The following is a 21,604-nucleotide window of genomic DNA, read 5'->3' as shown; positions in this document are numbered from 1 at the left end:
CTCCGTCGACGGTGTTCGCACCGCGCCGCGCAAGCGGCGGCGCTGACGGCGAGGTCGCTCGCTGACGCGAGCGGACCAGCCGCTGACGCGCTGGCGCGAGTCCTCCTGCACCACCCGCAACGGCGGGGTCGGCTTCGGCCGGCCCCGCCGTTCGGCGTTCCGACGGGGGCCGCGGGCGATGACGTCGCCGGTCGTTCACGCGACCCTTCGGTGGGCGTCGCCGCTCGTTCATCCGAGGCGGCGAACGTGGGACCGTGCGACGCGGAGGAAGCCCGGTTCGAACTGCTCACACGAGGGCGACGGCTCCGGTCGTCGGCCTCCTCATCACCGCACTGCTCGTGGTCGGGTTGCCGGGGCGGGCGGCATCGGCTGCGCCGGCCACGGAGCCGCGCGCGCAGGCGGTGGCCGCGGCATCCGGCATCGTCATCGACGAACTCGCGAACGGCGACGGGCACGACGGCGTCTTCAGCTTCTTCGAGCTGCGCAACGGCGGCAGTGCGACCGTCGACCTCAGCGGCTGGAACGTGTTCCGGTGCAGCGCCGAGGGGCTCCGGGCGAACGTCGGCCGCCCCGAGGCATCGCTCGACGGCGTGGTGCTGGCGCCCGGCGAGCGCTTCACGGTCGCACGCGTCGGTGCCGTGCTGCCCGGCGGGCGTGCCGCCGATGCGCGGTTCACGCAGCCGTACGACCGCGGCGGGTTCGGACTCGTCGTCGTCGACGTGACGGGTGAGCGCGTCGACGCGGTCGGCGTGTATCCGAGCGAGCCGAATCCGGTGGCGAGCGAGTGCACCGAGGGGGCGAACCTGCCCGAGACGCTCGCGTTCGTCACGGCGCCGGGCGAGAGCTGGCAGCGCGTCGCCGACACGGGCGACGTGGTCGCGGACTTCGTGCGCGCCGACGCGACCCCGGGCGCTGCGAACACGGTGCGTGCGGGGGAGCGGCCGACCGCGGCATCCGTTCGCATCGAGGAGGTCGCCGCGGCGGGGCCCGCGGGCTCGGGCGACGACCTCGTCGAACTCCGCAACGCCGGCGGGGCGGCCGTCGAGGTCGGCGGGTGGTCGGTCTTCCGATGCACGGCAGCGGGCACGGCGTCGCCCGAGACGAGACGGTTCACCTTCCCCGAGGGGCGCACCCTCGCGGCGGACGAACGGTTCGTGCTCGGCGGCCCCGGGTTCGAGGCCCGCTCGGGCGAGCCGGAACCCGATGCGCGGGCGACGACGAGCCTGGCCGACACGACGTTCGGCGTGCTCCTGACGGATGCCGCCGGCCGCCGGGTCGACCAGGTGAGCGTGTCGAACGGGCCCGACACCGCGTGTCAGGGCGGCACGTCGAAGCTGGCCTCGGTGCTCGACGCGCGTGCGGGGGAGTCGTGGCAACGTGTGGATGCGCCCGAGGACGACGACGCGGCCCGGGACGACGACCGGGACCGGCCGGGGCGCGTGCCGGCCGAGCCGCAGTTCGTGATCGCGCCGCGCACGCCAGGGGCCGCGAACGCCCACGTCGAGCGGAGCGTGTTCCGCACGGCGTTCGCCTACGAGGATCCGGTCGGGGTCGCCGTGAGCGAGATCGCCACGGACCCGAGGTCGCTCGACGGCGCCGAACCGCGGAACTTCGTCGAGCTGGGCAACTACGGCGACGCGACCGTCGACCTCGGCGGCTGGAAGCTCGTGCAGTGCGGGGTCGACGGCGGGCGCGAGCAGGCGACGCTGCTCACCATCGACCGCGGCACGCGGCTCGCCCCCGGTGCTGCCTGGGTCGCGTCGCTCGAGGGCACGGCTGCCGCAGCGTCCGCCGATGCGCGCTTCTCGACCCCGTTCGACTTCCTCGGTACCGGAGTCTGGGTCGAGGATGCCGACGGGCGGCGGGTCGACAGTGCGGGCGTGTACCTCGCGAACGAGATGGACGAACCGAACGAACGTCTGAGCCCCTGCACCAAGGGCGTGTCGCTGACGACGTTCCAGCCCGACCGGCTGCGCGGCGAGACCTACCAGCGCAGCCGGTTCACCGGTTCGGACGCCGACGACTTCGTCGTGCGGGCGGCGACGCCCGGCGTGCTCGACCGCGCCGAGTGGACCGACGTCGAGGCGATCGCGCAGCAGGCGACGACGCGGCTCGCCGCCGAGGTGCGCCGCGATCGAGAGCGTGCGGCCGTGCAACTCGCGCGCTCGGCCACCGACGACGGGTCCGCGCGATCGCGCAGGATCGCGCGCGACGGCGTGCCTGCCGTCGTCGTCGAGGCGGCACGAGGCACGACCGAGGGCGGCGCACTCACGGAGCACCGGGCGTCCGGCGAGGTGCCCTTGCCGCTCGACCTCGGCGACATGGGCGGCCTCGCGGCATCCGACGACGGCTTCGCGTTCCCCTACGTGCGCCTCGTACTCGACGCGACCGGCACCGGTCTCGCCGACGGCGGCGACGTGTCGTGGACGGGCCGCGGCGCGGGTCGGACGGAGCTCATGCTCTCGGTGTGGGATGCCGCGACGAACGCCTGGCGCCCGCTCGACGCCCGCTCGGGGGTCGACGGCGGCACGCTCACGCTCGCGGGGCGGGTGCGCGAGTCCGAGGCATCCGGCGGCCGTGTCGAACTGCTCGTGCAGAGCGCGGCGAAGCGCGCCGATGCCCCGCGGCACGGTGCCGACGGCGAGTTCGAGGATCCCGCCGACTACGACCTCGCGATCAGCCACATCACCGACACCCAGTACCTGAGCGAGGCGTACCCCGAGGTGTACGCCGACGTCGTCGGGTGGATCGCCGCCAACCGCGAGTCGCGGAAGATCGCGTTCGCCACCCACACGGGCGACCTCGTGCAGAACTGGGTCGACCCCGGACAGCAGGAGGATCGTGCGCGCCGCGAGTTCGAGGTCGCCTCGACGATGCAGGCCGTGCTCGACGACGCCGGCGTGCCGAACAGCGTGCTGCCGGGCAACCACGACAACAAGCGCGGCGCCAGCAATGACCTGTTCAACGAGTACTTCGGCCCCGAGCGCTACGCCGGCCGCCCCTGGTACGCGGGCTCGATCGCTCCGGGCGACAACAGCGCGAACTTCAGCACGTTCGAGCGGGGCGGAGCGCGGTTCCTGATGCTCTCGCTGCCCTACGCCTATGGCGAGCGCGAGCTCGCGTGGGCCGAGCAGGTCGTCTCCTCGCACCCCGGACACAACGTGATCGTCTCGACGCACGAGCACGTGACGCCGAAGCTCGCGGATGTCGCGGCCGGGCGCTCGACCGGGTCGCGCTGGCTCTCGCGGGGCGGCGAGCTCTGGGAGCGGGTGATCGCGCCGAACCGCAACGTCGTCGCGGTGCTCTCCGGGCACTTCCACGGGCTCGGCCGGATCGTGACCGACGACGCGGGCGGGCTGCCCGGCCACACGGTCGTCGAACTGCTCGCCGACTACCAGGAGTTCCGCACCCACACGGGGGAGCGGGCGACGGGATTCCAGCGGCTGCTCCAGCTCGACCTCGGCGGCGGCACCATCTCGGTCGACACGATCTCGTCGACCCTCGACGCGGCGGCGAGCTTCCCGTACGACTACGAGCAGTTCCGGCCGGAGGACGGCTCAGAGGGCACGCCGACGAACTCGCGGCCGTGGCAGATCCTCGCCGACGGACTCCAGGACCGCTACACGGCCGAGGACGACGACTTCACGGTGGACGTGTCGTTCCAGTACCCGAAGCTCGTCGCGACCGAGGCCGTGCTGGTCGCACGCTGAGGGCTCGGACTCCGTGGCGGACCGAGCTGCGCCGCGACGCCCGGGAGCGGCCCGAGGTGGCCGTGCGAAGACGTGCGCGAAGTGTGCCGTCGGCACTCTGGACGCGCCGGTGCGCCGGTGGTAGACAGGGCGCGCATTGCAGAGCGAAGGGGGTCGCCATGCGCGTTCGGAGGGACATCTCGGGGTTGACGGTGGGCGATCGCGCCACCGCGAGGACGGGCGCGTGGCATCCGATCCTCGATGCCTACGCGCGCGGCGTCGAAGCCATGAAGGCGCGCGATGCGGCCGGTCCGCCCACGCCCGATTCGTGGATGTGGGCGGCGAACACGCACGGCATCGACCAGTTCACGCAGCGCCGAGCGGCCTGGGCGCAGTGCACGCACGCGTCGCTGTTCTTCCTGCCATGGCACCGGGCCTACCTCGCCTGGTTCGAGCAGCACATCCGCGACGCCTCGGGTGACGACGACTGGGCGCTGCCGTACTGGGACTACTCGGCCCCGGGTTCGACGCGGCGACTGCCGGTCGAGTTCCAGGTCGAGCAGCGCACGGTCGACGGCGTGCTCGTCGACAATCCGCTCTTCTCGCCGGCGCGATCGTCGCAGCCCATCCCGGCCGACAGCGCCGACATCGTCGAGGCCCTCGCGCAGCCGAGCTACCTGCTCGAACGCGAGCCCGGCTTCGGCGGCGCGCTGCCCGACCAGTTCTTCGGCACGGTCGAGGATCGCCCGCACAACTACGTGCACATGGCCATCGGCGGGGTCATGCGCTCGCCGTCGACCGCGGGCCGCGACCCCGTGTTCTGGCTGCATCACGCGAACATCGATCGCCTGTGGGAGGTCTGGCTCTCGCTCGAGGGGTCGATCCGATTGACGGATGCCGCTGACACGCCGCCCGAGCTCGTCACGGCGTGGGACTCCTCGACCTTCTGGTTCGGCGACGAGCAGCGCCCGAAGACGTATGCGATGGCCGCGGTGGAAGACCTGGCCGACGAGTCGATGGACTACGAGTACGAGTCGATCGTGCTCGCCGATCCGCTCGCCGACGAGGTCGCCGAGCGACGTGCGGCGATCATCGCCGCGACCGGAGGAGGACTCGGTTTGGACGAGGCACCGAAGTGGCAGCCCGTGGCGGCGACGTTCGATCTCACGTCGGGCGAGGAGCGCGAGATCCCGTTCGAGGGCGGCGGCCTCGGACTCGACGAGGCGGCGCCGACGCGGCTCATGCTCGAGCTCGCCGGGGCGACCGCCCACGAGCCGCATGCGGCGTACGACGTCGAGATCCGTTCTGCGCCCGATGCCGACGCTCACGTCGTGCGCGGGTTCTCGACGTTCGGCCTCGCGGGCACGCCCGACGACGAGGTGCGCAACTACCTCGTCGACGCGTCGACCGTGCTGGCCGACCTGCTCGCCGAGGGATGGGCGGGCGGGGCGCTGACGGTCCGGCTGCTTCCCGCGGCCGAGCCGGCGGTCGAGCCGGACGGAGGCGATGCCGAGGGCGAACCCGACGCCGGCGCCGACGATCGCGCGATCCAGGTCGCCCAGGTCACGGTCTACGTGCAAACGCCGTGAGCCTGCAGACGCAACGCACATCGGGCACCCCGCCCCCTCGGGCCGTGCGGCCCGCCGAACGAGCGCGGCGCCGCCGTCGGGCACCGGGCATCGGTGCCGGGTTCGGCGTCGGTGAAGCGCTCCGGGCCCTCTCCGGCCTCGCCTGGGCGGTGCTGCTCCTCGCCGCGCTGCCGATCGCGGGCCGGATCGGATCGGGGCCGCACCACGGCGGGTCGGACGCCGCCCGGGATGCGGGTGCTTCGGGCTCCGCGGCCGCCGCGGCATCCGTCGTCGTCACGCCGGCGTGGATCGCGGGCTGGCTGCTCATGGTCGTCGCGATGATGTGGCCGCTGCTCGTCCCGCTCGCCGAGCGCATCAGCGCCGGGTCGTTCCCCCGCTGGCGGGTGGGGCTGCCGCTCGTCGCGGTCGCCGTCTCGACGGCCCTCTGGCTGTCGTTCGGGCTCGTCGCGGGCGCGTTCGCCCAGCTCGCGGCGATCCCGGCCGGCAGCCTCTGGTGGCAGCTCGCGGCGCTCGCGGTCGCGGCGCTCGCGCGGTGGTCGGCCTGGCGCGCCCGGCTCCTGACGAAGTGCGCGAAGACGCCGCCCGTCGCGCCGGGCGGTCGCCGCGGCATCCGCACCGCCGCCCGCGCAGGGGCGATCGAGTGGCGCAGGTGCGCGATCCTCTGCGGCCCGCTCATGCTCTCGATGGTGCCGGGGCACAGCGTCGTCGTGCTCGCGGCACTGAGCCTCTCGGTGTGGTGGGAGGCGAGGCACCCGCGCGCCTGGCGCGACCCCGTGCCGCTCGCCCTCATCGCGGTCGCGGCCATCGGCGCGGTCGGGCAAGCCCTGCTCGGCCAGGCCATCCTCGTCGAGGCCGTGCCCGGCGCGGTCGTCGGAGGCTGAACCATGGCGCGCAGGGGTCCGATCGCGACGGTGCCGCTCGTCATCCAGGACGACTCGGTCGACCTGGGCCGGGTCGACGGTGCCGAGGCGCCGACGCACGAGAACCGCGAGCTGCCGCTTCCGGATGACGCGAACGACCGTTTCCTCGACGGGCCCGCGTGCCGTCGGCTCGCCGTCGTCGACTTCGACCCGGAGACCGGGATGCCGCTGCCGCCGCCCGCGCGATTCGAGCCCGCGCGCGACGGGGCGCTCGACGGCACCTACGACACCGGCCCCGACCCCGAGTCGCCTGCCGCGCTCGCCGTGAACGCGTTCGGGATCGCCTTCCGGACCATCCGTATGTTCGAGGGGGCCGACGCGCTCGGTCGGCGGGTGACCTGGGCGTTCGGAGGCGAGCAGCTGCTGATCGTGCCGCGCGCGGGCGAGCGCGCGAACGCGGCGTACGACCGCCGCACCCGCAGCCTGCAGTTCTCGTCGTTCACCGGCGTCGACGGCTCGCGCGTGCACACGGCGCTCAGTCGCGACATCGTCGCCCACGAGTGCGGGCACGCGCTGCTCGACGCCGTGCAGCCCTCGCTCACGGACCGGCGCACCCGCGAGTCGATCGCGATCCACGAGGCCGTCGCCGACGTGATCGCCGTGCTCATGGCGCTCGAGAGCGACCGGCTCCGCACGAGCGTGCTCGCACGGAGTCGCAACCGCATCGACGAGCACAACGCGTTCAGCTCGATCGCCGAGGAGTTCGGGGTCGCGAAGCCGGGCCCCGACGGGGCGAAACGGCACGCGCTCCGCGAGCTCGCGAAGCCCGGGCGGCTCTCGGATCTCGCAGGCGCGGATCCGCACGAGCTCAGCACGCTGCTGTCGGCCGTCTACTACGACACGCTCCGCGACATCTTCGACGCCCGCTTCGCGCGGGAGCGGAGTCGTCGAGGCGACGGCGGTAGGCGTCCGACCGCGACGCAGGCTGCCAACAAGGCGCTCGGCACCGCGCATCTCATCTTCCGCCGGTTCGTGCTGCGCGGCATCGACTACCTTCCGCCGGGCGATCTCGGATTCGCGGATGTCGGCCGGGCGGCCTTCGCCGCGGACCGGGCGATCGATGCGGCCACGGGTCGCAGGGCGAGCGTCGAGGTGCGGCGACGACGCGACGCGTTCGCCACGCGCTTCGTGACCCGGGGCATCGTGGACTCGGAGGCTCGCGTGCACGGCCGACGCCCGCAGGCGCTCGGGGTGCCGCCCGAGCGCCTGGAGGACCTCCGCGACCACGACTACGCCGCGTACGACTACGTGAGCCGGCATCGCCGTGCGATCGGGATCCCCGCCGGCGTGCCCTTCACGGTGCTCGCGCGCATCGACGCGACGAAGCGCGTCGGGCCGGCCGACGTGCCGCCGCAGCGCGAGCTGCTCGTGAAGGTCGCGTGGGAGCGCCCGGCGCGGGTCCTCGACGACGGCACGCGCATCCGGCCGGTGCCGGTCGGCGCGACGATCAGCCTCGGCTGGGCCGACGGGCGCTGCCTCGCGCTCGTGCGGAGCGTGGCGGCCGAGGGCGGGTCGGCTCGCAGCGGCGCGGACCAGGCCGCGGGCGTGCAAGGAGCCGGCCCGGTCGACGACGCCGCCCACGCGTTCGACGTGCTCGAGGCGGATGCCGCGGCATCCGCCCCGCACGGTGCGGCCCCCGCCGTGCGGGCGGCATCGGCCGCGGCCACCGGCAGGCGCCCGCTCGCCGCGCCGCCGCCCGGCGTCGACCCGGGCGCGTTCTTCGACCTCGTCCGCGCCCGCGCAGCGCTCGGCGGCAGGTGACCGCGCCGACCCGCTACGGTGTCATGGTGCCGAACGAGTTGCAGGTCGAGATCGCCGTCCAGGATGCCGCGGGCGTCCGCATCGCCCTCGAAGGAGGTGCCGCCCGCATCGAGCTGTGCCAGGCGCTCGGGCTCGGCGGGCTGACCCCGTCGGCCGGGCTCGTCGAGGCCGCGGTGGCCGCTGCTTCCGCAGCCCGGACTCCCGGATTCGTGCACGTGCTCGTGCGGCCCCGCGGCGGCGGATTCGTCTACGACGCCGACGAGATCGACACCATCGTGCGCGACATCCGACAGGCCCGATCGCTCGGCGCCGACGGCGTCGTCGTTGGCGCGCTCACCGAGGACGGCACGCTCGACGACGGCGCGATCGCGGCATTCGTCGCCGCGGCCGAGGGCATCGACGTCACGGTGCACCGGGCGGTCGACGCGAGTGCCGACCCGCTCGCGTCGGTCGGGGCGCTCGCCGGCCGGGGGGTGCGCCGCGTGCTCACGTCGGGCGGCGGCGCCGACTGCCGTGCCGGGCTTCCCACGCTCGCGCGCATGGTCGCCGAGGTCGGCGGAGCGCTCGAGATCATGTCGGGCGGCGGTGTGCGCGTGCCCGACATCGGCGAACTCGCGGCCGCGGGCGTCGATGCCGTGCACCTCTCCGCGCGCGGCCGCGACGAACGCGGCGGTCCGAGCGGCCCCGGCGGCGGCGTCGACGGATTCGACGTGACGGATGCCGCGACCGTGCGCGCCGCAGTGGCGGCCGCTCGCGCCGCGGCACGCGCGGCCCGACCTCGCCGCCCGTCGTAGGCTTGACGGCATGACGCGCGACTCCGACGACGACGCCCTGCGCTGGGAGGGCGACGACGATCCGACGCTCGCCCCCGGCTGGAAGACGGTCGGCCCGCCGGTCGCGGCCCCGGTGGCCGACGGCGGGCCCGACGCGGCATCCGGCCCGCTCGAGGTCGCGGACGCCGACGCCGACGCGAAGACCGACGCCGACGCGAAGACCGACGCCGACGACACGGCCGGTGCCGCGCCGCAGACCGGCTCCGTCGAGCTCGTGGTGCTCGGCATCCTCGCGGGCGTCTACCTGCTCTACACGATCGGCTGGCTCATCACCGCGCTCCGCACCTCGGTGCCGGGCGTCAGCATCGTGAGCGACGCGATGTACGCGCTCGGGCTCTGGCTCGCGGTGCTCGCGGCGCCGTGCTGGTTCGCGCTCGCGATGCGGGCGGGCGGTCGCCGCTCGCGTCTCGTGTGGCTCGTCGTCGGGGCACTCGTGCTCGCGCCGCTGCCGTTCGTCCTGGGGGTCACCGCATGAGCACCGTTCCCGTCGCACCCGAGCCCGGCGTGCCCGCGTCGACGGATGCCGCGACCGGCGTCGTCGACGACACCGCGACCCGGAACCGCTCGCTGCCGACCTGGCTCGACGTGACGCTCGCGGTGCTCTTCGGCCTCTTCTACGCGTACGACGTGTGGGAGGTCGTGGAATCGATCGTGCAGCTGCTCGGTCTCGGCCTCTCGTTCAGCGGCGGCGGCTGGGCCGTCATGATCGTCGCGCTCGTCGCGCCGCTCGCGTGCTTCGGCGTGGCGTTCGCCCTCGGTCGCAGGCGCGGACTGCTCGCCCGCATCGCGCTCTACTTCACCGGGCTCGCCGTGTCGGCGGTGCTCTTCCTCAGCCTGACGGTGCTGCTCGGCCAGATCGGCGGCGTCGTCGTCTGACGACGTGTCCGGCCCTGGCCGAGTCTGCAGACGGTCGGTCGTCGTCATACGGACGAAACACACCTCGCGCCTGAAGTAGGCTGAGCGGGTTGCGCCCCCGACGGTGTGTGGCGCATCCCACCCACACAGTGCTGCGCCTTGGTGCGCGCAAGACCCGAAGGATCTATTCGTGTCAAAGCCGGTCGTGCTGATCGCCGAAGAACTCTCGCCCGCCACCGTCGACGCCCTCGGGCCCGACTTCGACGTCCGCAACGTCGACGGCACCGACCGGGCGGCGCTGCTGTCCGCGCTCTCCGACGCCAACGCGATCCTGGTGCGCTCCGCCACCAAGGTCGACGCCGAGGCCATCGCCGCGGCGCCGAAGCTGCAGGTCGTCGCCCGCGCGGGCGTCGGCCTCGACAACGTCGACATCAAGGCGGCCACGACCGCCGGCGTCATGGTCGTGAACGCGCCCACGTCGAACATCATCTCGGCTGCCGAGCTCACGGTCGGCCACATCCTGAGCCTCGCGCGCCACATCCCGGCGGCGCACTCCGCGCTCGCGCAGGGCGAATGGAAGCGTTCGCACTACACGGGCACCGAGCTCTACGAGAAGACCGTCGGCATCATCGGCCTCGGCCGCATCGGCGCGCTCATCACGGCACGCCTGCAGGCGTTCGGCGTCGAGGTCATCGCGTACGACCCGTACATCACGGCCGCTCGCGCGCAGCAGCTCGGCGTGCAGACCGTCTCGCTCGACGAACTGCTCGAGCGCAGCGACTTCATCACGATCCACATGCCGAAGACCCCCGAGACGACCGGCATGATCTCGACCGAGCAGCTCGCGAAGATGAAGCCGTCGGCCTACATCGTCAACGTCGCGCGCGGCGGGCTCATCGACGAGGAGGCGCTGCACGAGGCGCTCGTCGCCGGCACCATCGCGGGCGCGGGCCTCGACGTGTTCGTCACCGAGCCGCCGCGCGAGTCGCCGCTGCTCGCCCTGCCGAACGTCATCGTCACGCCGCACCTCGGCGCGTCGACCGACGAGGCGCAGGAGAAGGCGGGCATCTCGGTCGCGAAGTCGGTGCGCCTGGCGCTCGCCGGCGAGCTCGTGCCCGACGCGGTCAACGTCGCGGGCGGCGTCATCGACCCCTACGTGCGCCCCGGCATCCCGCTCGTCGAGAAGCTCGGCCAGCTCTTCTCGGGCCTCGCGCAGGGCGCACTCACGAGCCTCGACGTCGAGGTGCACGGCGAGCTGTCCGAGTACGACGTCAAGGTGCTGAAGCTCGCCGCGCTCAAGGGCGTCTTCACCAACGTCGTGAGCGAGTCCGTCTCGTACGTGAACGCGCCGCTCCTCGCCGAGCAGCGCGGCATCGACGTGCGGCTCATCGTCGACGCCGAGTCGGCCGAGTTCCGCAACGTCATCACGCTGAGCGGCGCGGTCGCCGACGGCCGCCAGATCTCCGTCTCGGGCACGCTGACCGGCACGAAGCAGGTCGAGAAGCTCGTCGGCATCAACGGCTACGAGCTCGAGGTGCCGATCGCCGACATCCACATCGTCATGGAGTACGCCGACCGCCCCGGCATCGTCGCGGTCTACGGTCGCGAGTTCGGCGAGGCCGGCATCAACATCGCGGGCATGCAGATCGCCCGTCGCGAGGCCGGCGGCAGCGCGCTCAGCGTGCTCACGGTCGACTCGCCGGTTCCCGCCGACGTGCTCGAGCGCGTCCGCGAGGCGATCGACGCTTCGGTCTTCGTCGAGATCGATATCACCGAGTAGGCAGCACTCCCAGCCCTGCGGATGCCGCATGCGACCCGAACCGGTCGCATGCGGCATCCGTCGTCCGAGGGGAGGTCGAGGCGGATGTCGCGAGTCGCCGTTCGAAGGCCCGGCGGGGGAGTGCCCGCCGAGCGCCCGTCATCAGCCGCCGGACGGTGACCGTCGCTCAGCGGCCGTCAGCGGCCGTCGGCGACCAGGCGTTCGAGCAGGGCGACGAGCGCGTCCATCTGCTCGGGGCTGAAGTCGCCGGCGGTCGCGGCATCGTCGACCGCCTCGGCGCGCAGGGCCGAGTGGTAGTAGAGGCCGTCGCCGATGAGGGTGATGGCGATGGCGAGCGCCGGGTCGCTGACGTGGCGGCCGAGTTCGACGAGCCAGCGTTCGCGCACCTCCTCGATGGCGATGCCGGCCTCGCGGTCGCCGCCCTGTGCGAGGCGCACGGTGGCGATGAAGCTGCGGTCGAGTGCCGTCTCGATCTCGAGCGACGAGCGCACGAAGTACGCGATCGGGCCCTCGGGCGCCGCGTCGATGCGCGTGACGTCCTCGTCGACGAGGCGGTGCAGGCGTTCGATGAGCCCGGCGATGAGGGCATGGCGCGAGCCGAAGTGGTAGAGCAGCCCGCCCTTCGAGACGCCGGCGGCGCGGGCCGTGGCGTCGAGGGTCGCGGCGCGTTCGCCGTCGGCGATGATCAGCCGTTCGAAGGCGTCGAGCACGGCTTCGCGTGCGGCTGGGGGACGGCTCATGACCCCATTGTGGCGGAGAACGGGGTCGGGGCCGGTGCTGGCAGGTCTCGCGGCATCCTGTTACTATACCAACTGGACGGTATAGAAACCGCCTCAGAGACAGAACGAGCGAAACGCATGACCGAGAACCTGACCACTCCGACGACCACCACCGACCTCGACGCGCGCCCGACCGCCGGCGCCCCCGGCGCGACCGCACGCGGCGCCGCCGAACCCTCGGTGCGCGCCCCGCGACGCGCCTGGTTCGCGCTCGCGGTGCTGATGCTGCCCGTGCTGCTCGTCTCGATCGACAACACGGTGCTGAGCTTCGCCCTGCCCGAGATCTCGCTCGCGCTCGCACCGACCGCGGCCCAGCAGCTCTGGATCATCGACGCCTACCCGCTCGTGCTCGCCGGACTCCTGGTGGCCATGGGCAGTGCGGGCGACCGCTTCGGACGTCGCCGCATGCTGCTGATCGGTTCGGTCGGCTTCGCCGTCGTCTCGATCGGTGCCGCGTTCGCGCCCACCGCCGAGGCGCTCATCGCCGCCCGCGCCGCGCTCGGCTTCTTCGGCGCGATGCTCATGCCCTCGACGCTGTCGCTGCTCCGCACGGTCTTCGCCGACCGCGAGCAGCGCCGGCTCGCGATCGCGATCTGGGCGACCGGCTTCGCCGCCGGCAGCGCCTTCGGCCCGATCGTCGGCGGCGTGCTGCTCGAGCACTTCGCGTGGGGCTCGGTGTTCCTGCTCGCGGTGCCCGTGCTCGTGCCGCTCATCATCCTCGTGCCGCTGCTGATCCCCGAGAGCCGCGACCCGAACCCGGGCCGCATCGACATCGTCAGCATCGTGCTCTCGCTCGCCGCCATGGTGCCGATCGTGTTCGGCATCAAGTCGATCGCGACCGACGGGCTCGACGCCACCGGCATCCTCGCGATCGCCTTCGGTGCGGCCTGCGCGCTCTGGTTCGTGCGCCGGCAGCTCCGCAGCGACTCGCCCATGCTCGACGTGCGACTGTTCGCGAAGGGCTCCTTCGGCGGCGCGGTGCTCGTGAACCTGTTCAGCGTGATCGCGCTCGTCGGGTTCCTCTACTTCGTGTCGCAGCACCTGCAGCTGATCGCCGGGCTCAGCCCGGTCGAGGCGGGACTCGCGCTGCTGCCGGGCCTCGTCGCGATGATCATCGCCGGCCTCGCGGTCGTGCCGGTCGCTCGTCGGGTGCGCCCGCGCGTGCTCGTGCCCGTCGCGCTCGGGCTCTCGGCCTCCGGCTACCTCGTGATCGCCCTGTTCACGGATGCCGAGTCGATCGCCCCGATCGTGCTCGCGTTCGTGCTGCTCGGCGTGGGCATCGGCGCAGCCGAGACCGTCTCGAACGAGCTCATCCTCTCGAGCGCACCGCCCGAGAAGGCCGGAGCCGCGTCGGCGGTCTCCGAGACGGCGTACGAGCTCGGCGCGGTGCTCGGCACGGCGGTGCTCGGCAGCATCCTCGCCGCGCACTACCGGGCGGCGCTCGTGCTCCCGGCGTCGCTGACCTCCGCGCAGGCCGATGCCGCACGCGAGACGCTCGCGGGCACCTCCGCGGTCGCCGAGCAGATGCCGGCCGGCATCGCCGACCAGGTGCTCGCCTCGGCCGCCGTCGCGTTCGACGGCGGCGTGGTGCTCACCTCGCTCATCGGCGTGGGTCTCATGCTCGGCGCCGCGGTCATCGCGGCCGTGACGCTGCGCAACCCCGTTCAGGCGTCGACGGACTGACGACCGCGGAGAGCCGACGACCACGAGGGCCCGCGTCGCGCTGCGACGCGGGCCCTCGTGCGTGCCCTCAGTAGGCGGTCGTGTCGGGCGCGCTCGTCTCGTCGCGGCGCACCTGCGTGCCGGAAGCGGGGTCGACGCTGGTCTGCGAGGTCGAGATCGTGCGGCGGCGGCGCGCGAGCAGCACGATGCCGAGCACGACGACCAGCGCGCCTGCGGCCATCAGGATGTAGCCGACCAGCTGGAGGTCGATCCAGTCGACGGCGATGTTCAACGCGAACGCGAGGATCGCGCCGATCACGAAGAGGACGATTCCGAGTCCGATGCTCATGGTGGGGGACTCCCTTCTCGGGCGGTCGGGTGGACGCGCCGGGTGCGCGGCCGGATCTCCGGCAGCGGGCTCAGGCTAGCCTCGCCAGCCGATACGCTGTGAGGGCTGGCGCACGAAGGGAATTCCATGGTACGAACGGTCAAACTCGCAGTCATCCCCGGTGACGGGATCGGCCCTGAGGTCGTCTCAGAGGCGCTGAAAGCGCTCGACGCGGCCGTTCGCGGCACCGATCTGGTCATCGAGCAGACGCCGTACTCGCTGGGGGCCGCGCGCTACCTCGAGACCGGCGACGTGCTGACCGACGACGACCTGAGCGCCATCAAGCAGTACGACGCGATCCTGCTCGGCGCGGTCGGCGGCACGCCGGGCGATCCCCGGCTGGCCGGCGCGAACATCGAGCGCGGCCTGCTGCTGAAGCTCCGCTTCGAGCTCGACCACTACGTGAACCTGCGTCCGACGGTGCTGCACCCGGGCGTCGTGAGCCCCCTGTCGAACCCGGGCGAGGTCGACTTCGTCGTGGTGCGCGAGGGCACCGAGGGTCCGTACGTCGGCAACGGCGGCGCGATCCGCACGGGCACGCCCGCCGAGGTCGCCAACGAGGTGTCGGTGAACACGGCGTACGGCGTCGAGCGCGTCGTGCGCTACGCGTTCGCCGCGGCATCCGCCCGCCCCCGCAAGAAGCTGACGCTCGTGCACAAGACCAACGTGCTCGTGTTCGCCGGTTCGCTCTGGAAGCGCACGGTCGACGCCGTCGGGCTCGAGTATCCCGACGTCGCCGTCGATTACCTGCACATCGATGCCGCGACCATCTTCTTCGTGACGGATCCTGCTAGATTCGACGTCATCGTCACAGACAACCTCTTCGGCGACATCCTCACCGATCTGGCCGGCGCGATCAGCGGCGGCATCGGTCTCGCAGCCTCGGGCAACATCAACCCCGACGGCCGATTCCCCAGCATGTTCGAGCCGGTTCACGGTTCCGCACCCGACATCGCCGGGAAGGGCATCGCCGACCCCACGGCCGCGATCCTCTCCGTCGCACTCCTGCTCCGCCATCTGGGCGAGGCGGATGCCGCGGCAGAGGTCGAGCGTGCGGTCGCCGCCGACATCGCCGAGCGCGGCGACGCACGTCGTTCGACCCCCGAGGTCGGCGACGCGATCGCCGCTCGCATCGGCTCACTCGACTGACTCATCGACTGAAGGACCCATCATGACGATCAACCTCCCGCTCCAGGCTCCGTCTCCCGCAGGGCTCATCTGGCAGACGGTTCGCAACGACCAGGCGAAGTCGCCAGAGGCGCGCGCCGAGATCCTCGCCGACCCCGGCTTCGGCAACCACTTCACCGATCACATGGTCGATGTGTGCTGGTCCGAGAAGGGCGGGTGGCACCGTCCGCGCGTGACGCCCTACGGCCCGATCTCGCTCGACCCGGCGGCTGCGGTGCTGCACTACGCGCAGGAGATCTTCGAGGGCATGAAGGCGTACCGTCACGCCGACGGCTCCGTCCACACGTTCCGCCCGTACGAGAACGCGGCGCGCATGCAGCGCTCGGCACGGCGCCTCGCGCTGCCCGAGCTGCCGAGCGAGATCTTCATCGAGTCGCTGAAGAAGCTCATCGAGGTCGACGCCGAGTGGGTGCCCGGCGCCCCCGAGACGAGCCTGTACCTGCGTCCGTTCATGTTCGCGAAAGAGGCGTTCCTCGGCGTGCGCCCGGCGAAGAAGGTCGCGTACTACGTCATCGCGAGCCCGGCGGCCGCGTACTTCCCCGGCGGCGTCGCGCCCGTGAACATCTGGCTCTCCACCCAGTACGCGCGCGCCGGCAAGGGCGGAACGGGTGCGGCCAAGACCGGCGGCAACTACGCGTCGAGCCTGCTGCCCCAGGCCGAGGCCTACGAGAAGGGCTGCCAGCAGGTCGCCTTCCTCGACGACGCCGGCAACCTCGAAGAGCTCGGCGGCATGAACGTCGTCATCGTCAAGCGCGACGGCACGCTCGTGACGCCCGAGTCCGCGTCGATCCTCGAGGGCATCACGCGCGACTCGATCCTGCAGCTCGCGGCCGACCGCGGCCACACGGTCGAGCGTCGTCCCATCTCGATCGACGAGTGGCGCACCGGCGTCGAGTCCGGCGACATCGTGGGCGCGTTCGCGTGCGGCACGGCCGCCGTCGTGGTGCCCATCGGGCGCCTGCTCGCCGAGGACTTCGAGATCGTGCACACGCACGCCGAGGCATCCGACCTGGCGCTGTCGCTCCGCGAGGAGCTCACCGACATCCAGTACGGGCGTCGCGAAGACCGCCACGGCTGGATGCTGCGCCTCGACGCGTGAGCCCTTCCGATCTGCCCGAAGGGGCGGATGCCGCAGCCGACGCCGTGCGCATCCGCCCCTTCGCGGTCGCCGACACCGAGCCGGTCGTCGCGCTGTGGCGCGCGGCCGGGCTCGTGGTGCCGTGGAACGACCCGTACCTCGACATCGAGCGCAAGCTGGCCGTGCAGCCCGAGCTGTTCCTCGTCGGCGAGGCCGGGGGAGCGCTGGTCGCGACCGCGATGATCGGCTACGACGGGCACCGCGGGTGGGTCAACTACCTCGCGGTCGACGGCTCACGGCGCGGAGCGGGCCTGGGCGCGCGTCTGATGGCCGAGGCCGAGCGCCTGCTCGCCGAGCGGGGCTGCCCCAAGCTCAACCTCCAGGTGCGCTCGACCAACGCGGGAGTCATCGCGTTCTACCGCAGCCTCGGCTACGAGGTCGACGACGTCGCGAGCCTCGGCAAGCGGCTCATCCCCGACGGACCTCGCCATGACCAACCCCGCCCCGACGAATCCCGGGTCGACGCGCCGTAGGCTGGACGCATGAAGATCGCGCGCTTCTCGCATGGTGAGTCCATCTCGTTCGGTATCGTCGACGAGGAGGAGCACGAGCTCATCGTCCTGAAGGCCGACCCGATGTTCGCGGGCTACGAGCCCACGGGCGAGCGGGTCGCGCTCGCGGCCGCCACACTGCTGGCCCCCGTCATCCCGCGTTCGAAGATCGTCGCGGTCGGCAAGAACTACCGCGAGCACGCCGCCGAGATGGGCGGCGAGGCCCCCAGCGAGCCGCTGCTCTTCCTGAAGCCCAACACGTCGGTGATCGGTCCGGCCGACACGATCGTGCTCCCGCCGCAGAGCGAGCGGGTCGAACACGAGGGCGAGGTCGCCGTGGTCATCGGCCGCATCGCGAAGAACGTCGCCGAGGCCGACGCCGCGAGCGTCGTCTTCGGCTACACGATCGCGAACGACGTGACGGCCCGCGATCTTCAGCAGCGCGACGGGCAGTGGGCGCGCGCAAAGGGCTTCGACACGTTCTGCCCGCTCGGCCCCGTGATCGACACCGAGCTCGACCTCGTGAACGGCACGATCGAGACGAGCGTCAACGGCGAGCGTCGACAGGAGGGGCGACTGGCCGACATGGTGCACTCGATCCCCGCGATCATCGCCTATGCCTCGAGCGTGTTCACGCTGCTGCCCGGCGACGTGATCCTCACCGGAACGCCCGCCGGCGTCGGGCCGATCGTCGACGGCGACACCGTCGAGGTCTCGGTCTCGGGGCTCGGCACGCTGTCGAACCCGGTGCGTCGGGCGTAGCGCCGGCGCTCCCGCGCTCGAACGGATCGGACTCCGGCTCGGCGCCGATCAGATCGCGAACGCCGCCCGCGGCCGGAGCGACCTGAGCGCGAGCGCCACGTCCTCCTCGTCGTTCCACACGTGGAACGCCGCGCGGGCACGACCCGCGCGACCCGAGGCGGCGATGCCGGCTGCGGTCATCGCCCCGAGGTCGCAGCCGTCGGGGTCGGCCCACGAGACTATGGCGCTGTCGGACGACTCGAGTCCGATGCCCGCGCGGAACGAGTTCGCGAGCGCCAGGTCGTGCCGCCGGACCTCGTGCATGTCGAGCGAGGCGGCGAGCTCCAGTGCGGCCTCGGCACCGGCCCACGCGTTCCACGCGGGGGAGACGTCGAAGCGGGTGGCATCGGGTGCGACGTGGAGGTCGGGTCCGTAGCACGAGGTCCAGGGGTCGGCGCCCGAGTACCAGCCAGCCGTGAACGGGGTGACCTCTTCGATCGCCCGATCCGAGAAGGCGGCGAACGCGGCGCCGCGCGGTGAGCTCAGCCACTTGTAGGCGTGGCAGACGAGCACGTCGGCGTCGAGGTCGTCGGTGGGCATCCACCCGGTCGCCTGCGTCGTGTCGACGAGGGTGAACGCGCCGGCGGCGCGCGCGGCCTCGGCGATGGCCGCGGCATTCGCGATCTCGCCCGTCGACGACTGCACGAGCGAGTACGAGACGTAGGCGGTGGCGGGCGTGACGGCGTCGGCGAGCGCGTCGAGAGGCACGTGTCGCACGCGCAGGCCGCCGTGCGCGAGGAACGGAGCGACGACCGACGAGAAGTCGCCGTCGACGCAGAGCACCTCGGCGCCGCGAGGTGCGGATGCCGCGACGAGGCCGGTGAAGACCGAGACCTGGGATCCGGTGGCGACCTGTCGCGGGGCCGCGCCGAGCAGGCTCGCGGCATGGGCGCGGGAACGCTCGAGGCTCGCCGAGTAGTCGGCCGCGGTCGCGGTGCCGGCGGCCCAGGCATCGAGGTCGCGGCGCACGGCGTCGCGCGTGACATCGGCCGGCAGGCCCAGGGTGCAGGCGGCGAGGTAGCCGCGGCCGCCGATGTATCGGGATCGCTCGTGGTGCATGCATCCAGCCTCCGACCGATCGTTCCATTGCACAACGGCAGGTAAGTGATCGAACACATACCTACACGTTATGATTCAGGCATGTCGGATGCCTCGATCGACGCCCTCGCCGAATCCCTCGACCTGCTGACCGTGCGGCTCGTGCGGCGCATCGCCGAGCACGGATCGCTCACCGCCGCGGCGGACTCGCTCGGCTACAGCCAGCCCGCAGTCAGCCAGCACCTGCGCCGATTCGAGCAGCGCACGGGCATCGCCCTCGTCGAGCGGGCGGGCCGCGGCATCCGGCTCACGCAGTCGGGGCGCGTGCTGGCCAGGCACGCCAACGCCGTCGCGACCGCGCTCGAGGCCGCGGCCGGCGAACTCGCCGAGATCCGGGGGCTCCGGGCCGGGCGGGTGCGCCTCGCGGCGTTCCCGTCGGCGTCGGCCACGCTGGTGCCGAAGCTCATCGCGGGCCTCGCGGCGCGGCATCCGGGCGTCACCGTCACCTACGTCGAGGCCGAGCCGCCCGAGGCGGTCGCCGCCGTTCGGGCCGATCGCGCCGACCTCGCCATCACCTTCAGCTATCCCGGCGACCGCGACGACCCGCACACCGAACGCGCGCGCGGCCTCGACGTGCGCTCGATCGGAGCCGAACCCATGCGGGTCGTGCTGCCCGACGGGCACCCGGCTGCCGGGTCGGACGCCGTCGACCTCGCCGCCCTCGCCGACGACGCCTGGATCGCCGGATGCCCCAGCTGCCGCGGGCACCTCCTCGAACTCACCGACGGCGCCGGGTTCCGCCCCCGCATCGGATTCGAGACCGACAACTTCGTGGCCGTCGAGAGCATGGTCGCGCAGGGGCTCGGCGTCGCGCTGCTGCCCGAGCTCGCGCTCGCGGCCTCGCCGCGTCGGCCGGGCGTGGTCGTGCGGCCCACCGCCGGGGGAGACGTGCGCTCGCTGCACCTCGTGACCGCGCGCGGCGGGGCACGGGTGCCCGCCGTCGCCGCCGCGGTGGCCGTGCTCGAGCACCTCGCAGCCGGGCGCTGATCGCCCGGGTGCGGCATCCGCCCCTCGACGCGCCCCGCCCCTCGGTACGATTGAGGGGATGTCTGAGACAACCCACCCCACGACCACCGCCACCGGCAGCGACGTCCGCGTGCGCTTCTGCCCGTCGCCCACCGGCACGCCGCACGTCGGCCTCGTCCGCACCGCGCTCTTCAACTGGGCGTATGCGCGCCACACGGGCGGCACCTTCGTGTTCCGCATCGAAGACACCGATGCCGCGCGCGACAGCGAGGAGAGCTTCGACCAGATCATCGACGCGCTCACCTGGCTCGGCCTCGACTGGGACGAGGGCGTCAACAAGGGCGGCCCGAGCGAGCCCTACCGCCAGTCGCAGCGCGGCGACATCTACCAGGACGTCATCGCCAGGCTGAAGGCGGCCGGGCACCTCTACGAGTCGTTCTCGACGGCAGAGGAGATCGACGCGCGCAACCTCGCGAACGGTCGCCCGAAGCAGCTCGGCTACGACAACTACGACCGCGACCTCACCGACGAGCAGAAGGCCGCGTTCCGCGCCGAGGGTCGCGAGCCCGCGCTGCGCCTGCGCGTGCCGGAGGCCGACCTCGGCTTCGACGACCTCGTCCGCGGCCGCATCGATTTCCCGGTCGGCTCGACGATCGACTTCGTGCTCGTGCGCCCGAACGGCGCGCCGCTCTACACGCTGGTCAACCCCGTCGACGACGCGCTCATGGGCATCACGCACGTGCTCCGCGGCGAAGACATCCTGAGCTCGACGCCGCGCCAGATCGCGCTCTACCACGCGCTCATCGACATCGGCGTGACGACGTTCGTGCCCCGCTTCGGCCACCTGCCCTACGTCATGGGCGACGGCAACAAGAAGCTCTCCAAGCGCGACCCCGAGTCGAACCTGTTCCACCACCGCGACCGCGGGTTCATCCCCGAGGGCCTCGTCAACTACCTCGCGCTGCTCGGCTGGGGCTACTCGGCCGACCGCGACGTGTTCAGCCGCGACGAGTTCATCGCCGCATTCGACGTCGCGAACGTGAACCCCAACCCGGCCCGCTTCGACCAGAAGAAGGCCGAGTCGATCAACGGCGACCACATCCGCCTGCTCGAGCCCGCCGACTTCGCCGCGCGCACCGTGCCCTACCTCGAGGCCGCGGGCGTGCTCACCGGGCCGCCGACGCCCGCCCAGGCGGCGATCCTCGCCGAAGCCGCTCCGCTCGTGCAGGAGCGCATCGCCCTGCTCGGCGAGGCGCCCGGCATGCTGGGCTTCCTGTTCACGGATGCCGCGGGCCTCACGATCGACGATGACGCCCTCAAGGGGCTCCCCGCCGACGCCGCCGCGGTGCTCGCCGCCTCGCGCGAGGCCCTCGACCGCCTGCCGGCCGACGCGTGGACCCACGACCAGATCGAGGAGGCGCTGCGCGGCGCCCTCATCGACGGCCTCGGCCTGAAGCCCCGCGTCGCGTTCGGCCCCGTGCGCACGGCGATCTCCGGCCGCCGCATCTCTCCGCCGCTCTTCGAGTCCATGCAGATTCTCGGCAAGATCGACTCGCTCGCGCGGCTCGACGGGCTCGCGGCGAAGCTGGGCTGAGCCCTCCACTCGAAATGCGGTGACCGGATGCCGCGGGCGTGATGCCCGCGGCATCCGTCGTTCGATACGCGG

General features: G+C 72.6%; 18 protein-coding genes. 15 read left to right on the top strand and 3 right to left on the bottom strand.

Annotation, left to right across the window (positions count from 1 at the left end; translation table 11 throughout):
* Positions 1-254: 254 nt before the first annotated feature.
* From GQR16_RS00395 to serA, 8 genes are all read left to right on the top strand, one after another.
* Entirely contained in the window at positions 255-3,710 is a 3,456-nt protein-coding gene (locus GQR16_RS00395; protein WP_157413189.1) for a lamin tail domain-containing metallophosphoesterase family protein, read from the top strand.
* Positions 3,711-3,868: 158 nt separating this feature from the next.
* Positions 3,869-5,278 (top strand): tyrosinase family protein, encoded by a 1,410-nt coding sequence (locus tag GQR16_RS00390; protein WP_157413188.1) that lies wholly within the window; start codon positions 3,869-3,871, stop codon positions 5,276-5,278.
* A gap of 44 nt (positions 5,279-5,322) precedes the next feature.
* Positions 5,323-6,159 carry a copper chaperone gene (locus GQR16_RS00385; RefSeq protein WP_157413187.1) on the top strand — a complete coding sequence of 279 codons (837 nt, stop codon included), beginning with the start codon at positions 5,323-5,325 and terminating at the stop codon, positions 6,157-6,159.
* A gap of 3 nt (positions 6,160-6,162) precedes the next feature.
* A complete protein-coding gene (locus GQR16_RS00380) occupies positions 6,163-7,959 on the top strand; it encodes a gluzincin family metallopeptidase (protein ID WP_157413186.1) in 1,797 nt (598 codons plus the stop codon).
* 23 nt (positions 7,960-7,982) lie between these two features.
* Complete coding sequence (locus tag GQR16_RS00375; protein WP_157413548.1) at positions 7,983-8,753, top strand: copper homeostasis protein CutC; 771 nt, start codon at positions 7,983-7,985, stop codon at positions 8,751-8,753.
* Positions 8,754-8,763: 10 nt separating this feature from the next.
* Positions 8,764-9,267 (top strand): DNA polymerase III subunit gamma/tau, encoded by a 504-nt coding sequence (locus tag GQR16_RS00370; protein WP_157413185.1) that lies wholly within the window; start codon positions 8,764-8,766, stop codon positions 9,265-9,267.
* Positions 9,264-9,668 (top strand): bacitracin resistance protein, encoded by a 405-nt coding sequence (locus GQR16_RS00365; RefSeq protein WP_157413184.1) that lies wholly within the window; start codon positions 9,264-9,266, stop codon positions 9,666-9,668. The genes GQR16_RS00370 and GQR16_RS00365 overlap by 4 nt, the downstream gene beginning before the upstream one ends.
* A 169-nt stretch (positions 9,669-9,837) precedes the next feature.
* Complete coding sequence (gene serA, locus GQR16_RS00360) at positions 9,838-11,427, top strand: phosphoglycerate dehydrogenase (RefSeq protein ID WP_157413183.1); 1,590 nt, start codon at positions 9,838-9,840, stop codon at positions 11,425-11,427.
* A 176-nt stretch (positions 11,428-11,603) separates the two neighbouring features.
* On the opposite strand, the gene GQR16_RS20035 is transcribed toward serA, so the two are convergent.
* Positions 11,604-12,167, bottom strand: coding sequence for a TetR/AcrR family transcriptional regulator (locus GQR16_RS20035; protein ID WP_157413182.1), 564 nt, complete (start codon positions 12,165-12,167; stop codon positions 11,604-11,606).
* Between the two features lie 117 nt (positions 12,168-12,284).
* Here GQR16_RS20035 and GQR16_RS00350 point away from each other — a divergent pair, with 117 nt between their 5' ends.
* Positions 12,285-13,889 (top strand): MFS transporter, encoded by a 1,605-nt coding sequence (locus GQR16_RS00350; protein ID WP_157413181.1) that lies wholly within the window; start codon positions 12,285-12,287, stop codon positions 13,887-13,889.
* Positions 13,890-13,956: 67 nt separating this feature from the next.
* Here the strand turns inward: GQR16_RS00350 and GQR16_RS00345 are convergent, their stop codons facing one another.
* Positions 13,957-14,217: a DUF6458 family protein gene (locus GQR16_RS00345; protein WP_157413180.1), complete on the bottom strand. Its 261-nt coding sequence runs from the start codon at positions 14,215-14,217 to the stop codon at positions 13,957-13,959.
* 126 nt (positions 14,218-14,343) lie between these two features.
* Between GQR16_RS00345 and GQR16_RS00340 the strand changes: the two genes are divergently transcribed.
* From GQR16_RS00340 to GQR16_RS00325, 4 genes are read left to right on the top strand one after another with little or no spacing between them, the layout of a single operon-like run.
* Positions 14,344-15,405 (top strand): 3-isopropylmalate dehydrogenase, encoded by a 1,062-nt coding sequence (locus GQR16_RS00340; RefSeq protein WP_157413179.1) that lies wholly within the window; start codon positions 14,344-14,346, stop codon positions 15,403-15,405.
* A 22-nt stretch (positions 15,406-15,427) separates the two neighbouring features.
* Positions 15,428-16,543 (top strand): branched-chain amino acid aminotransferase, encoded by a 1,116-nt coding sequence (locus tag GQR16_RS00335; RefSeq protein WP_157413178.1) that lies wholly within the window; start codon positions 15,428-15,430, stop codon positions 16,541-16,543.
* Positions 16,540-17,055 carry a GNAT family acetyltransferase gene (locus GQR16_RS00330; RefSeq protein ID WP_246200361.1) on the top strand — a complete coding sequence of 172 codons (516 nt, stop codon included), beginning with the start codon at positions 16,540-16,542 and terminating at the stop codon, positions 17,053-17,055. Before GQR16_RS00335 ends, GQR16_RS00330 begins: the two co-directional genes overlap by 4 nt.
* A gap of 9 nt (positions 17,056-17,064) precedes the next feature.
* Positions 17,065-17,835, top strand: a complete 771-nt coding sequence (locus GQR16_RS00325; protein WP_157413177.1) for a fumarylacetoacetate hydrolase family protein — start codon at positions 17,065-17,067, stop codon at positions 17,833-17,835.
* A gap of 48 nt (positions 17,836-17,883) precedes the next feature.
* On the opposite strand, the gene GQR16_RS00320 is transcribed toward GQR16_RS00325, so the two are convergent.
* Positions 17,884-18,933 (bottom strand): aminotransferase class V-fold PLP-dependent enzyme, encoded by a 1,050-nt coding sequence (locus GQR16_RS00320; RefSeq protein ID WP_157413176.1) that lies wholly within the window; start codon positions 18,931-18,933, stop codon positions 17,884-17,886.
* 81 nt (positions 18,934-19,014) lie between these two features.
* Here GQR16_RS00320 and GQR16_RS00315 point away from each other — a divergent pair, with 81 nt between their 5' ends.
* Together GQR16_RS00315 and gltX are read left to right on the top strand one after the other, a co-directional pair.
* Positions 19,015-19,959, top strand: coding sequence for a LysR family transcriptional regulator (locus GQR16_RS00315; RefSeq protein WP_157413175.1), 945 nt, complete (start codon positions 19,015-19,017; stop codon positions 19,957-19,959).
* Between the two features lie 58 nt (positions 19,960-20,017).
* On the top strand, positions 20,018-21,532 hold the full coding sequence (gene gltX / locus GQR16_RS00310) for a glutamate--tRNA ligase (RefSeq protein WP_157413174.1): 1,515 nt from the start codon (positions 20,018-20,020) through the stop codon (positions 21,530-21,532).
* Positions 21,533-21,604 lie beyond the last annotated feature (72 nt).

The organism is Agromyces allii, from assembly GCF_009749385.1.
Classification (GTDB): domain Bacteria; phylum Actinomycetota; class Actinomycetes; order Actinomycetales; family Microbacteriaceae; genus Agromyces; species Agromyces allii.
The sequence above is the reverse complement of the archived record's forward strand: the minus strand, read 5'-3'. Positions and strand labels throughout refer to the sequence as shown.